Here is a 13,549-nt window from a genome sequence, read left to right as displayed (position 1 = left end):
GAACTGGAAAAAACGCCGCCGTGATCCCGGCGCTTACACGTCTAATCCCACCTATTCCACTTGCTGTACTCTGACAACCAAACAGCGCTTCGAGGCTTCGTCTTTCGACTTTCTTGACATCTCCTCAAGCAGCCGTGACAGGTGAATGGTCAGATGCGCCGAACCGCCAGAGAGCTGAAATACCGATGCCAGCCGACCGCAGGAACAAGACAGAGATCGACACGGTCGACCACTATCTTGCGGCGCTGATCCGGGGCGACGCGCCGCCTCTTCCGGCGCCGGACATCCTGCCTCTCCTGCCGGACCGGGCGCTCCATCATGGCGTCTCTGCACTCCTGCTGTGCCGCCCGGCCGCGCTCTCCCAGCTGCCCGATGACACATCCCGCCAAATCCGGAGCCAGGCGCTGTCTTTCACCGCCTGGGAGATCCACGATAGGGAAACCCTGTTCTGCGCGCTTCACGCTCTGGCAAACCGAGGCATAGCGGCCGTGCTGCTCAAGGGCACAGCACTGGCCTATAGCTGCTATGGGTCGCCCGCCGAACGACCGCGCGGCGACAGCGATATCCTTGTCTCGGAAGCCGATTGGGACGCGGCCAAGGATGCCTTGCTGGATCTCGGCTATCACCGCGATTCCGAGCAGGGCTCAAATCGAATCCTGCAAGAAGAGTTCTCGATCGTCACCGGAGCCGGCACTAGCCATTGCGTCGATCTGCATCGCAATCTGCTGCCCGCCTTTGCCCTGTCCGATATCTTTTCCACGCAGGACTTGCTGGCAGAGGCCCAACCTCTTCCCGCGCTTGGACAGCACGCGTTCCGTCTCTCCTTTTCCGACGCGCTGCTGCATGCCTGCATCCACCGCGCCAAGCATTTCACCACACCCTATTTCATTGATGGCCAGGCAGATTTCACCGCCGATCGCCTGATCTGGTTCTACGACATGCATCTGCTGGCCGACCGGCTCTCCGATCCCGACTGGGCCCGTTTCGAGACCGCCGCCATCGCCTGCGGCGGCGCTTCCCTGTGTCGAAATGGGTTGGAACGCTGCGAGGAGCTGCTCGGCACCACGCTTCCGACCGGCTTGCTCGACAGGCTCGCAAACGCTCCGGAGACCGGCACACTCAGCGAACATCTTGAACGCGCGTCGGTCGCACGGCGGATCTGGTCGGACTTGCTGTCGGTCCCTGAAGGCCAGTCCCGCCTGGCCTATCTCCGACAGATCTTTCTGCCGCCCGGGGCACAGCTGCGCAGGGCCTATCCCGAGCGTGCCAACCAGTCGCTCGCCCGACTCCACCTGCATCGCTATCTGCAACGGCTCCACTATCTGCGCCGCGAGCGACGTCAACGAAGGAGCGAACGGTGACCGTCAGGTTCCTGCTGTCGCTCATGGCGCCCTATCGTACCGGGCTGCAATGGTTGACACTTCTCTTGCTGATCCAATCCGCGATCCTGCTCAGCATGCCATGGCTCGCCGGTCAGCTCGGCGCCGCCTTTCTTTCGGATGAGAGCGGGCATTGGATACAGGAGAGGCCTGTCCTGTTGACGGTGGCGATGCTGGCCCTGCTGGCCGGCAGCGCGGCGTTCCGCGTCGCGTCGAACTGGATCCAGGTCCGGATCTTCGAGACCGTTCTGGCCGACCTCAAGCGTCGCCTCTTCGCCCAGCTGCAAGCCCTTCCTCTCCTGTGGCATCAGGACATGCCGCGAGGCAGCCTGCTGGCACTGGCCAGCTACGAGATCGGATTGCTCGGCGAGTTCATCACCACCACGCTCACAGGTTTTTTCCCGCGCCTTCTCACCGCGGGGGGCGCCTCCATCCTCATGTTCCTGATCGATCCGGCCCTGGCGATCCTCGTTCCGATCCTCGTGCCGGCCTTCTATCTCTTTCACAAGATCATGGGCCGGCGCCTGCGTGGCCTGGCCGTCCGGGTGCGCCAACAGCATGCGGAGGTCGTGACCACGACCGAAGAGATGCTGGAGCTTCTTCCCGTGATCAAGTCCTTCACGGCCGAACCTTTCGAACAGCGACGTTATGATGATCGGATCGACGAACTGCGCCGACTCTCGATGCGACAGCAACAGGTCTACGCGGTTCTGGAACCGGTCTCGCAATTCACGGTCGCGGCGGCGGCGCTGCTCCTGATCCTGCTCGCGGGACAGAGCCTGACCTCGGGCGATCTCGGGCCCGCGGAGACGGTCAGTTTCCTGTTCTATGTCGCCTTGCTCGTTCGGCCCGTATCGCAACTCTCCTCGATCTACGGAGAGATCCAGACCGCGCGCGGCACGCTCGCGCGGCTTCAGTCGGTCTTGTCCGAAACCCCCGAAGACACCGACCCCACCGATCGTCCCACGCCGACCGGCGCGATCCGCTTCGAGGCGGTGAGCTTCGCCTATCCCGGCCGAACGGCGACCGTGCGAGAGCTGGATTTCGAGATTGCCGAGGGTGAGATCGTCGCCCTTGTCGGCGAGAATGGCGCCGGCAAGTCGACCGCGATCAGCCTGTTGCTCGGCTTCTTCCGGCCCGCCGCCGGACGGATCACCCTGGGCGGACGGGATATCTCGGAGATGAAGCTGGCCGAGCTTCGCAGCGCCATCGGCTACGTGCCGCAGAACCGACACCTGAGGAATGCCTCCGTGCGGGAAAACATCGCCCTCGGCGCGCCCGACGCCACGCCCGCGCAGATCGAGGCCGCCGCACGCTTCGCCCAGGCGCATGACTTCGTCACCGCCCTGCCCGACGGCTATGACACCCTCATCGGCGACAAAGGGGTCAAGCTTTCCGGCGGCCAGCAGCAACGGCTGGCACTGGCGCGCGCATTGCTGAAGGATCCTCCGATCCTGATCCTCGACGAGGCGACCTCGATGTATGATCTCGAGGGAGAAGCGGCCTTCGTCGCCGAGTGCCGAGGCGCGCTGGCCGGGCGCACCGTGATCCTGATCACCCATCGCCCCGCAAGCCTCGCCCTGGCGGATCACGTGATCCGGCTGAAGGACGGACAAATCGTCGACGACAACCGGCCCGGAGCGGCTCGATGAGCGGAATCGCCGCCTGCCTCCGCCTTGATGGCGGTCCCGCCGAAGCCGGGCGTCTGGATCTCGTCCTCGACGCCTTGGCCGCAATGGGGCCGGACGGACGCGGCTGCGTCGCCGACGGCCCGGCCCTGATCGGCCACCGCCTGCTGGCGACAACGCCGGAATCGCTGCACGAGCCGATGCCGTTCCACCATCGCGAAAGCGGCTGCGTTCTCACCGCGGATCTGCGGCTGGACAATCGCGAGAGCCTGATCGCGCAGTTCGGACTGACGGGCGCGCGGAGGATGATCGGTGACGGGGAGCTGGTTCTGCAGGCATGGCTTCGATGGGGTGAGGACTGCCCGGAACATCTTCTGGGCGATTTCGCCTTCGCGCTCTGGGATCCGCGGAGCCGACGGCTCTTTGCCGCGCGCGATCACATGGGGATGAAACCGCTCGTCTGGTGGCATGCGCCGGGACAGGCTTTCGGCTGCGCCAGCTCGGCCCGAAGCCTGCTGCACCTGCCTGGACTGCCTGTGCGCCTGAACGAACTGCGGCTGGCCGAGTATCTGATAGACTTCAAGGGCAATGACGACGTCTCGACCTATTTCGTCGATGTCTGGCGGCTTTTGCCCGGCCATTGCCTGACCGTTTCGGATAAAGGCGTCTCGACGCGCTGCTACTGGCGCCAGGAGCCGGTCGAGCCGGTTTTTGGGAAGACGGATGCCGCCTATGCCGACGGGCTGCGCGAGGTACTGACCGAGGCGGTGCAGGCACGGCTGCGCTGCAACGGTCAGGTGGGATCGATGTTGAGCGGAGGGATGGATTCGGGATCCGTCTCCGCCCTCGCCGCGCGCCTGTTATCCGAGCAGGGGCGCGAGCCACTGGCGACCTATTCAATTACCGGGCCGGGACCCTCGGACAGTGCCGAGGCGCGCGGGATCGACGCTGCCATACGTTTGCCAGGTCTCGACCCGACCCTGATTGACCACGCGCAGCTCGATCCGGCGCTCAAGCAGCGAATCCTGACACTGTGCCATTCTGTCGACGAACCGCTCGATTACACAGTTCTCGTGCAGCGCTCGGCCTATGCGGCCGCGCAACAGGCTGGCGTGAAGGTCGTGCTCGACGGGGCAGCCGGTGATGTCGTGCTCTACGAAGGCAGCCTGGTCTACCGGCTTATACGTTCCGGCCACCTGCGTCGCGCCTGGCATGAGCAATCCGAGTTGGCGGAGGTCGCGGGAATGGATCACTCCTGGGCCAAGCGGGAATACCGCAAGGCCCTGAGATCGGCGCTGGTGCCGTTCTGGGGCAGGCAGCTCCGACGCGCCTGGAATGGTCGGGTCCCGCCTGGTCTGCCGAACTCGCGCATTCTCGACCCGGACTTCGCCCGCCGTGCCGGCCTGATCGAAAGTCAGCAGATCAGGGACACCAGCGGAATCGTCCGCAATCACGACAATTCCGTTCGCCGGGTCCTTCGTCTCAACGGGAGTATCAGCTTTGCCCGCGAGATCCTCGCCTGGATGGCAGCCGACGCCGGGGTCGAGGCGCGCGACCCTTTTCTCGACCAGCGGGTGATACAATACTGCCTCGCTCTTCCGCAGGACCAACTGATCAAGGACGGCTGGCCGAAGCTTGTCCTGCGCCGCGCAATGAAGGGCATTCTTCCCGAGGAGGTCTGCTGGATGCGCGGCAAGGGACATCTCGGTAAGCACCTGTTCGTGGCGTTGATGAACCCCACGGATTGGTGGAAAGATCTGCTGCGCGACAACACGGCCTATCTGTCCGACCGGGTCGACTCACGGTTTCTTGTGGAAGCCTTGCAGTTCGAGCGCCTGGAACACGGGCAGTTTTCTGACCTGAATGACACCGCCTATGTCACCGCGCTTGCGGCCTTTTTCGAGTCACACAAACACTTGCTTTAATTCATGAAACTTGGGAAAACCGGGGAGGCTGATGCAAGAGTCAGGGCGAGACCCCATCACCGGGGCCGGGGGTCTGCTTCACCAAAATGGTTGCAGAACGGCATTTGATCCGCGTAGTAGGCCGAACTAGGTTTGACCCGAGGCTCAAGTCGAAATACGCTCGGCGGGAAAATCATTACATAATTCGCCGTGGGAGTATCCAATGACGGATCGAAAAGTCGAAGAAGATCGTAGGGGCGAACAACCCTACAAGGCCCCCAAATTGCAGGTCTTGGGGAACGTGACTGCTGTGACCGCCTCGGGCTCCGGGTTCAAGGAAAACGGCGGCCATCCGTTCAGCAAACCGATTGGCGGATAAGACCGGAGGGTCTTGAGCGGCCGGGTGGGGTCTTTGGCGCATTCGACATGCAGATAGGTTACGGTTCGAGGTCGTTCACGGCCCCGGCCTCCATATCGACATTGCATCTGCCTTTGATTGAAACGCGTCTTTTGCAACTTCCAGCCCGGTTCAACTTCGACGCTGACGCGCCGCGCCCAGAGATGGGGAGCAAATTCAGGCAAGACAGACCGACAATGGACAGCCGCAAGGACAGCCGGTCTCAGCCGAGACAAGAACGGGGATAGAGTCCCATGATCCGGGATCTGTTGGAGAAGTTTTCCTGGCAGATGGCCGACACCCCTCCCAATGGCCGGGGAGGATCTTCCGACCTTATAGCCATTCCTCTCAACAACACCCTCGCCGCGGTGATCGACACCGCGAGCCGGCGCGTCTACCTTGAGAGCGATGCGGCCCTGCCGAAGCAGACCCTCGAACATTACATCCTCGATATCGTGCTTCCACACCTGCTGTCGCATGACGGCCACCTTGTGCTGCATGGCGGTTTCGTGAAGTCCGACGCTGGCGGGATCGGATTCATTGGCCCCTCCGGCGCCGGCAAGTCGACACTGACCGCAAGCTTTTTGGACGATGGCGCCACACTGCTCAGTGATGACACGCTTATGCTGCACCACGACGCGGATGGGGTTACGGTCGAGGCGCTCTATCCAAGCCTGCGCCTGTTTCCGGATTCCCTGTCCAGCGTTTTACCGCAAAGCGGCGAAACACGCACCGTGGCGCATTATTTCGACAAACGGCGATTGAGCTTCGCTCGGACAGCCGAACGAAGTCCGGCGGATGTTCTGTTCTATCTCGACGTGGCGCAAGACGCCGAAGGCGAGATCTCGTTGCGCCGGCTGGAGCCGCGCGCAGCCTGCATGGCGGTGCTGAAGAACTGTTTCACATTGGATGTCGAGAGCCGGGAGGAACTTGCAAACCGCTTCCGGCGGGCTTCCGAAGTTGCCAACGCCTTGCCGGTCTATGCGCTTGTCTATCCAAGAGAGTATAGTCGGCTAGCCGAAATTCGAGCGCAGGTTCTGTCGCTGGTCGCCGAGATCAAGACGCAATAAGAGAAGGATCGGCACCACTAGAATGAACGGTCTCGACGACGATCTTGTGCCCTGTGGCAAGATGCTGACACAGGGAAAGAGGCCGGTCTTTTTTGTGATCCGCGCCTACAAGCTCGGCGCCCGGGCAAGGCACATCGGATCCGGATGTGGAGCAAGACCGGGATCGTTCCCGATATGGATCGGCTCCTGTCTCCAGGCGCGCCGGAGAATGCCTGTGGCCAGGACCACCTCGCATTGGATCATCCGATTCCACTGGAAGCCTTTCCCGCGCATTTCATGGATCGCAAATGCGCCCTATTGAGGGTTGCACAGCTGAGCACCAAGTATCAAATCTAGGCGGGAAGGGTGTGCCCCGTCTAACGTCCAGAAGACGGCGCAACATCCGAGAGAGGAGACGGTCTTGACGCAGAGCATTGACATGACAGCGATCTACAGCACCAGCTCAGAGGCGATGTCGAGTACGCTTGGCGGCGAGACGATCCTGCTACATCTCGCAAGCGGAACCTATTTCGGCATGGATGCGGTCGGCACGTTGGTCTGGAAGTTGCTCGGAGAGGAGCTGACGCCGAAAGAGATCTGCGCACGTGTCACGGAAGAGTTCGAAAACGTGCCCGACCAGGTCAGTGACGACATCCTGGCCTTTCTGGAGCAGCTCGCGGCGCAGGACCTGATTGCGCCGGTCTGATCCCATGCCCCACCGATCCCGGTTCTCCGCCAAGATAGCCCGCGCCAGCCAGATGAGCCGGCAAGACTGGCGTGACCTGTTCGCTGCTATTCACGAGCTGTGGCGGGCGAACCGGACCTTGCGTCGAAAAGGCCTCTCCGAACTCGTGCCTGACCAGTCGGTCGCGCATTGCCGCTCGGAGGTGGAGACAGAGGCGCTCCTGTCCCGGGTCTCCGTCGCGGTTGAGCGCGCGGCGCGGCATGTGCCCTGGCGCTCCAGCTGCCTGGTGCAGGCGCAAGCGGCGCAGAGCTGGTTGGCCCGGGAGGGCATTGCCTCCCAGATCCGCTTCGGCCTGGATGAAACGCAGTCTGGCCCGTTCGAGGCCCATGCCTGGCTGCTGGCGGATGGGCGGGTCATCACCGGCGGTGAGATATCGCACTACACGCCCTTTTCCTGAACCTCACGCTGCCGGACCCCTCTGCATCACACCGTGAAGAGTGCCACCGGCAAGCAGGATCTCGCAGGTCGGTTCGCCGACGATCCCGTGTTTCGAAAAGGCCGGGCGTGGCTGTCGCGCCGCGTTGTCCGCCGGGATGGCTCTGCTATAAGCGGCGCGAGCGGAGCAGATCGGAGAGTTGGGATGACGTTTCGGGGCAGGCATCTTCTGGGGATCGAGCCGTTGCATCCCATGGAGATCACCACGATCCTGGATCTGGCCGACGACTATGTCGGGCTGAACCGGGCGCAGGACAAACATGCGGACGCGCTGGTCGGGCGGACCCAGATCAACATGTTCTTTGAGAACTCGACCCGCACACAGGCCAGCTTCGAACTGGCGGGCAAGCGGCTCGGCGCGGACGTGATGAACATGGCGATGCAGGCCAGTTCGATCAAGAAAGGCGAGACGCTGGTCGACACGGCGCTGACGCTGAACGCGATGCATCCGGACCTGCTGGTGGTGCGGCATCCGCATTCCGGCGCGGTGGACCTGCTGGCGCAGAAGGTGAATTGCGCGGTGCTGAACGCGGGCGATGGCCGTCACGAGCACCCCACACAGGCTCTGCTCGATGCGCTGACGATACGGCGGGCCAAGGGGCGGCTGCACCGGCTCAATATCGCAATCTGCGGAGATATCGCCCATAGCCGGGTCGCACGGTCCAACATCCTGCTGCTGGGCAAGATGGAAAACCGTGTGCGGCTTGTCGGACCCCCAACGCTGATCCCCTCCGGCGCGAGCGATTGGGGCGTCGAAGTCTATGACGATATGGAAGCCGGGCTTGAGGGCTGCGACGTGGTGATGATGCTGCGTTTGCAGAAAGAGCGGATGGATGGCGGCTTCATCCCTTCGGAGCGGGAGTATTACCACCGCTACGGGCTGGATGCGGAAAAGCTGGCCCATGCGAAGGAAGATGCCATCGTCATGCATCCCGGCCCGATGAACCGGGGCGTGGAGATCGACGGCACCATCGCCGACGACATCAACCGCTCGGTGATCCAGGAACAGGTCGAGATGGGTGTGGCCGTGCGTATGGCCGCGATGGACCTTCTGGCGCGTAACCTGACGGCGGAGGCGGCGTGACTTTCTTCTCCACGCGCGGGCTGGAGGGGCGACAGACCGGCCTCTTCGTTTCGGTGGATGCCGGGAACATGACGCCTGCGCGGGAACAGGCGTTGGACGGAGGGCGCACACGATGAGCGATGAACATATCCTGGAGGAATGGCACACTGATCGGAGAGCCTATATTCGCGACCATCTGGTGATCGCTGCGGTTGGCGCGGTGGCGACCTGTCTGGTGCTCTTCTGGATGGGCAATGCGGATTGGTGGGTCGGTGTGATCGCAGCACCTGCGGCGCTGGCCGTGCGTGGCGTCTATCTCGCCTCCGAGGAACTGGCCATGATCTGGCAAATGACACCACAGGAGGTCCGGGGATCGCAGGGCAAGCGCGTGGCGCTGTCGGAGATCGAGAAGGTCCGCTCTCTGGGCAGTTCAGTGCAACTTGTCACTCGTGGCGGCGACAAGCACCTCATGAAATACATGTCCAACCCGGCCGCGGTGAAAACCGCCGTCGCGCGGGCGGCTGGGGTGGCGTTGCCATGAACGAGGCCGCGCCACAGGGTTGGGACGGTATCCTTGAACCCGGCGAGCGGGTCCTCTGGCAGGGGCGGCCCTCGGGTGACATCTCCTGGGCCGGACTGAAGCCGAAGAAGGTGCTGTTCGGGGTGATCTTTTCCAGCTTCGCGCTGTTCTGGACCGTCAAGGCAATCACCATGCCCGTGGAAGCGCCGCTGCCTGTCCGCCTGCTCGTTCCGCTTGTCGGCCTGACGCTCCTGTTCAAGGGAGCGAAGCTTGCCGGGGCGGATCGGATCTGGCGGGCCATCACGCGGCGCTCCAGCAGGTACACCCTGACTGACCGACGCGCCTTTATCGCGACGGATCTGTTCGGGCGGAGGAAATTGAGGTCCTGGCCAATCACGGCGGAAACGGTGATCGACCTCGTCGACGGCACGCGGTCGAGCCTGTTCTTCGCACGGGAAGGCTCCGAGCGTATCGGCTTCGAGATGATCGAGGACGGGCGCGCGGTGCTCAGCCTGATGCGGACGCTCCAAAGGGAAAACACCTGATGACGAGGCGAGACATGACAACGCTTTTCACCAATGCCCGGCTGATCGACCCCGAGGGGCAGACGGATCAGGAGGGCTGGCTGCTGGTCTCCGGAGGAGTGATCAGCCAGGCAGGAACGGGGCCGGTTCCGCATGCCGACAAGATCGTCGAATGCGGCGGGAAATGCCTCGCCCCCGGGATTGTCGACATAGGCGTGAAGATCTGCGAGCCGGGCGAACGGCATAAGGAGAGCTTTCGGACCGCCGGAATGTCGGCGGCGGCTGGCGGCGTGACGACGATGGTCACGCGGCCCGACACGCTGCCGGCCATCGACACGCCGGAAGTGCTGGAGTTCGTCACCCGGCGGGCAAGCGAGGACAGCCCGGTGCGGATCGCACCCATCGCGGCCCTGACCAAGCAGCGCGCCGGGCGCGAGATGGTCGAGATCGGCTTCCTGCGCGATGCCGGCGCGGTCGCCTTTTCCGACGGCGACGCCGTGGCGACAGACACCAAGGTGCTCAGCCGCGCCTTCACCTATGCCCGTTCGCTCGGCGCGCTGGTGATCGCGCATCCGCAGGAGCCGGGCCTGTCAAAGGGCGCCGCGGCGACGAGCGGGAAATTCGCTTCGCTGCGCGGTCTGCCCGCCGTCTCGCCCATGGCCGAGCGGATGGGGCTGGACCGCGACATTGCCTTGGTCGAGATGACGGGTGTGAAGTATCACGCCGACCAGATCACCACGCGGCGCGCGCTGCCGGCGCTCGAGCGGGCAAAGAAGAACGGCTTCGACGTGACGGCGGGCACTTCCATCCACCACTTGACCCTGAACCTGCTGGATGTCGGCGACTACCGCACCTTCTTCAAGGTCAAGCCGCCGCTGCGCTCGGAGAATGACCGGCAAGCGGTGATCGAGGCGGTGGCGTCGGGTCTGATCGACACGATTTCCTCCTTCCACACGCCACAGGATGAAGAAAGCAAGCGGCTGCCCTTCGAGGAAGCGGCCTCCGGCGCGGTCGGTCTGGAGACCCTCCTGCCGGCAGCGATGCGGCTCTACCAGTCGGGAATGCTCACGCTGCCGCAACTCTTCCGGGCGATGTCGCTCAACCCGGCTAAGCGGCTCGGTCTTCCCGGCGGTCGGTTAAGCGCGGGGGCGCCTGCGGATCTCGTGCTGTTCGACCCGGACACGCCTTTCGTGCTGGACCGGTTCAAGCTGCGGTCCAAATCCAAGAACACGCCCTTTGACGGCCAGAAGATGGAAGGCCGTGTGTTGCAGACCTGGGTCGGCGGGGAACAGGTCTTCGCGGCCTGATCACCGCGGGCTACGGGCGCCGTTCGAAAGCCGAATCGGCGCGAAACGATCCGGCGCAGTCTCCGGCGTCAGCGCCATCTCGATGATTTGCTGCGCTTCCGTGCGGGCAGGCGACCGGAAATCTGTCCGCGTGGTCTCCCGGAAGCCGGTCTTCTCCAGAATGCGCAGGGAAGCCGGGTTGTCGGTGAAGACCCCGGCAAACATCGCGGGCAGTGCAAAGCGCGGGATCACGTCGGCGACAAAACCGGGAACGATCTCGCCCGCGAGCCCCCTGCCCCAATGCGACCGCGCAAGGAAATAGGCCAGCGAGTTGTTCAGCGCGCCAAAGCCGATCGATCCGGCAAGCTGCCCCTCGACCTCGATGGCGAGGAAGAAACCGGGTCGACCGCGATAGCGCCGCTGCCGGATCCATTTCGCGGCCGCCTTCTCCGAGAGAGGATGCGCGATATTGATCATCATACGGGCGACTTCCAGATCCCCCGCGATCTCCCGAAATGCTTGGCTATCGCTCTCATCGAAGGGCCGCAGGACAGTGCGTGGCGTTTTGATCCTGAGCTCGGTTTCGCGCAGCCAATCCGCGCGGGTCAGGGGGGTATCGAACCCGGGCAACAGAAGCGCTTCGGCATCCGAGATGCGAAAAGCCGTCTCGATCCATTTCGCCAGATCCGTATCCTCGATTTGGCCGTTGGAGATCTCTGCCCGGATCGCGCGTCCCTTCGGCGACACGGAAAACGCCGCCCGCCTCTGCCCCGCCTGTCGCAACTCGCCCCCGAGAACCGCCTGAAGCGCCGCTTTCGGGGGCATTGCCGCCAGCGCTGCCCTGTCCGGGGTGGGTTCGGCTGTCGGAAAGACCAGTTCCATGGCTCAGGTCACCGGCCGGCCCAGACGCTCCTGCTGTGCTATCAGGTTGTTGAGCGTGTTGGTCGCCGAGGTCTTATATTTGAAATCGGTGGCGCAGAGCTGTCGAAGATACTCGATTGCCCGCGGAACATCGACCTTGCCCAGCGCCCGCGCGAAGAGCCAGGCGAAACGGTCGTCAAGATCCTTCTCCTCCAGCATTGGCCCCAGCTCGTCCACCAGCCCTTGTGGATCCGCACCGAGCATTTCCCGGAACCGATCGTGCAGCAACTCGATCTCGTCCTTCGGCACACTCTGGCGCGCGAGGGGCATGACCGTCTCCACGACAGGAGCAGGCGTTTCGGCAGCCGGGACCTCCCCATCAAACGGTGCATTTGCCGGAATCGGATCGGCGGCAACTTGCGGAGAAACCCTGGACAGTCCGGCCTCGTAGCGCAGCTTGAGCTGCTCCAGCCGTTCCGGGTCGTTGCCTCGCTGCTCGGCCAATGCGACGATCTCGTCGGCCTCCGATTTTCGATTGCACAACAGTGCCTTGCTCACAACCGTCTGCCAGACCGACCACTGTCCCATCCGCTCCGACCGCGCCGCGCGCATGTAATACGACATCGCGGCCTCGCGGCGGTCCGCCTTGTAGAAGACCTGTGCTCGGAAAAAATCCAGCGCCGTGCTGTCGCCCCAGGTGGCGTCATGTTTCTCCAGCGCCTCAAGACCTTTCTCCGGCATGTCCGCGGTCGCAAAATCCGCCATCAGACCGCGGGTCGCGATGACGCTCGCCGCTTCGTTCGGCCCCATGATCGCTTCCAGCAAATTGGCCACGGCCCGGTCCATCACCGGCTGCTGGACATGGTTGAACGTGTTCTCGTGATAGCTGTAGCGGCGATCGCTCAGCGTCACGTATTCATAGGCCGGAAAGTAGAGGCAATCCGGGTGATCGCGCACGAATTGCTCCGCCGCAGCGCGCTGGATCGCTTGGCTTGCCATGTTAGAGACCAGCGCGTCCTGCGCCATATAGGAGGCGGGTTGGGCGACGGCGGAGACAGCGAAGATCAGTTGCGGCGGGGTGCCGGGCCGGGACATGACATGGTCGCGGACCCGCCCCATGGCCGCATAGGCATCCGCGAAATCGAAGCAGTGGAACTCGAATCGTCCCGGCATACGCTCGGCAACACGACCCGGCACCATACCGTTGAGATAAATCCCGTGCAGGTTGTCGAACCAGCATTCGACCGAGCCCAGCGTGATGATGACGATATCGGCCGTGGCTGCGCCACCATAGGCGCGGGCATAGGCACGGCGCAGGAACTCGGCCTCCTCGCGCCCATGGGCGAAGGACCATCCGATCTGAAGATCGCTCCACTCGCCCTCATATTCGACCAGCGTCGGCACACCGCATTCCCACTCTGGCTGCACCGCCCAGCGGATCTCGTTCAGGAGCGTGTCCGTGTTGAACTTGTTGAACCATTTCGGCACCTCCGCGGGCGGGGAGGGCATGGGCGTCTGTTCCGAACTCGACAGCACGGGCTGATCGGCGAAATTCAGCGCGCTTTCGATATTGCGCGCGAAACAGGAGCCACCGACGAAGAAACTCGCGCCGGGGGTGGCGCGCAGATCCGGCTGCATGCGCGGCTGCGCGAAGGGGAGCATGCGCGCGCGCCCTTTTTTGGGCGACGGGTACTGCCGGAGCTTGTTCTTGCCGGTGATGCGCTTGACCGTGTCAGCATCGAAAATCTGCATGCGATC

General features: G+C 63.4%; 12 protein-coding genes. 10 read left to right on the top strand and 2 right to left on the bottom strand.

The annotated features are described in order from the left end of the window. Nucleotides 1-185: 185 nt before the first annotated feature. The 10 genes from R3X27_RS01385 (at nt 186) to pyrC (ending at nt 10,951) form a co-directional block, all read left to right on the top strand. Nucleotides 186-1,361 carry a nucleotidyltransferase family protein gene (locus R3X27_RS01385; protein ID WP_317707019.1) on the top strand — a complete coding sequence of 392 codons (1,176 nt, stop codon included), beginning with the start codon at nt 186-188 and terminating at the stop codon, nt 1,359-1,361. Beyond that, entirely contained in the window at nt 1,358-3,031 is a 1,674-nt protein-coding gene (locus tag R3X27_RS01380; RefSeq protein ID WP_317707018.1) for an ABC transporter ATP-binding protein, read from the top strand. Before R3X27_RS01385 ends, R3X27_RS01380 begins: the two co-directional genes overlap by 4 nt. After that, the gene (locus R3X27_RS01375) at nt 3,028-4,932 is read left to right on the top strand and encodes an asparagine synthase-related protein (RefSeq protein WP_317707017.1); all 1,905 of its coding nucleotides are present in this window, start codon (nt 3,028-3,030) and stop codon (nt 4,930-4,932) included. The genes R3X27_RS01380 and R3X27_RS01375 overlap by 4 nt, the downstream gene beginning before the upstream one ends. Nucleotides 4,933-5,562: 630 nt before the next feature. Further along, nucleotides 5,563-6,378, top strand: coding sequence for a hypothetical protein (locus tag R3X27_RS01370; RefSeq protein WP_317707016.1), 816 nt, complete (start codon nt 5,563-5,565; stop codon nt 6,376-6,378). Between the two features lie 400 nt (nt 6,379-6,778). Beyond that, complete coding sequence (locus R3X27_RS01365; RefSeq protein ID WP_317707015.1) at nt 6,779-7,063, top strand: PqqD family protein; 285 nt, start codon at nt 6,779-6,781, stop codon at nt 7,061-7,063. Between the two features lie 4 nt (nt 7,064-7,067). Continuing rightward, nucleotides 7,068-7,499, top strand: a complete 432-nt coding sequence (locus R3X27_RS01360) for a lasso peptide biosynthesis B2 protein (protein WP_317707014.1) — start codon at nt 7,068-7,070, stop codon at nt 7,497-7,499. Between the two features lie 183 nt (nt 7,500-7,682). Then, a complete protein-coding gene (locus R3X27_RS01355) occupies nt 7,683-8,621 on the top strand; it encodes an aspartate carbamoyltransferase catalytic subunit (protein ID WP_317707013.1) in 939 nt (312 codons plus the stop codon). 112 nt (nt 8,622-8,733) lie between these two features. Next, nucleotides 8,734-9,141, top strand: a complete 408-nt coding sequence (locus R3X27_RS01350; protein ID WP_317707012.1) for a hypothetical protein — start codon at nt 8,734-8,736, stop codon at nt 9,139-9,141. After that, entirely contained in the window at nt 9,138-9,665 is a 528-nt protein-coding gene (locus tag R3X27_RS01345; protein ID WP_317707011.1) for an aspartate carbamoyltransferase catalytic subunit, read from the top strand. The genes R3X27_RS01350 and R3X27_RS01345 overlap by 4 nt, the downstream gene beginning before the upstream one ends. A 14-nt stretch (nt 9,666-9,679) precedes the next feature. Continuing rightward, nucleotides 9,680-10,951, top strand: a complete 1,272-nt coding sequence (gene pyrC / locus R3X27_RS01340) for a dihydroorotase (protein ID WP_317707010.1) — start codon at nt 9,680-9,682, stop codon at nt 10,949-10,951. Here pyrC and R3X27_RS01335 read toward each other — a convergent pair whose 3' ends face one another. After that, nucleotides 10,952-11,812 carry a GNAT family N-acetyltransferase gene (locus R3X27_RS01335; protein ID WP_317707009.1) on the bottom strand — a complete coding sequence of 287 codons (861 nt, stop codon included), beginning with the start codon at nt 11,810-11,812 and terminating at the stop codon, nt 10,952-10,954. Nucleotides 11,813-11,815: 3 nt separating this feature from the next. Then, the gene (locus R3X27_RS01330; protein ID WP_317707008.1) at nt 11,816-13,543 is read right to left on the bottom strand and encodes a GSCFA domain-containing protein; all 1,728 of its coding nucleotides are present in this window, start codon (nt 13,541-13,543) and stop codon (nt 11,816-11,818) included. Nucleotides 13,544-13,549: the final 6 nt, after the last annotated feature.

The sequence above is a fragment of the Tropicimonas sp. TH_r6 genome (assembly GCF_033101155.1).
Classification (GTDB): domain Bacteria; phylum Pseudomonadota; class Alphaproteobacteria; order Rhodobacterales; family Rhodobacteraceae; genus Tropicimonas.
Note: the sequence above shows the minus strand (reverse complement) of the source record. Positions and strands in the feature narration are given on the sequence as shown.

Bases quoted from the DNA above. Each gene is read 5' to 3' on its own strand.
- R3X27_RS01335 (WP_317707009.1), bottom strand. From the start codon at position 11,812: ATGGAACTGGTCTTTCCGACAGCCGAACCCACCCCGGACAGGGCAGCG.
- R3X27_RS01360 (WP_317707014.1), top strand. From the start codon at position 7,068: ATGCCCCACCGATCCCGGTTCTCCGCCAAGATAGCCCGCGCCAGCCAG.
- R3X27_RS01385 (WP_317707019.1), top strand. From the start codon at position 186: ATGCCAGCCGACCGCAGGAACAAGACAGAGATCGACACGGTCGACCAC.
- R3X27_RS01355 (WP_317707013.1), top strand. From the start codon at position 7,683: ATGACGTTTCGGGGCAGGCATCTTCTGGGGATCGAGCCGTTGCATCCC.
- pyrC (WP_317707010.1), top strand. From the start codon at position 9,680: ATGACAACGCTTTTCACCAATGCCCGGCTGATCGACCCCGAGGGGCAG.
- R3X27_RS01330 (WP_317707008.1), bottom strand. From the start codon at position 13,543: ATGCAGATTTTCGATGCTGACACGGTCAAGCGCATCACCGGCAAGAAC.
- R3X27_RS01345 (WP_317707011.1), top strand. From the start codon at position 9,138: ATGAACGAGGCCGCGCCACAGGGTTGGGACGGTATCCTTGAACCCGGC.
- R3X27_RS01370 (WP_317707016.1), top strand. From the start codon at position 5,563: ATGATCCGGGATCTGTTGGAGAAGTTTTCCTGGCAGATGGCCGACACC.
- R3X27_RS01375 (WP_317707017.1), top strand. From the start codon at position 3,028: ATGAGCGGAATCGCCGCCTGCCTCCGCCTTGATGGCGGTCCCGCCGAA.
- R3X27_RS01350 (WP_317707012.1), top strand. From the start codon at position 8,734: ATGAGCGATGAACATATCCTGGAGGAATGGCACACTGATCGGAGAGCC.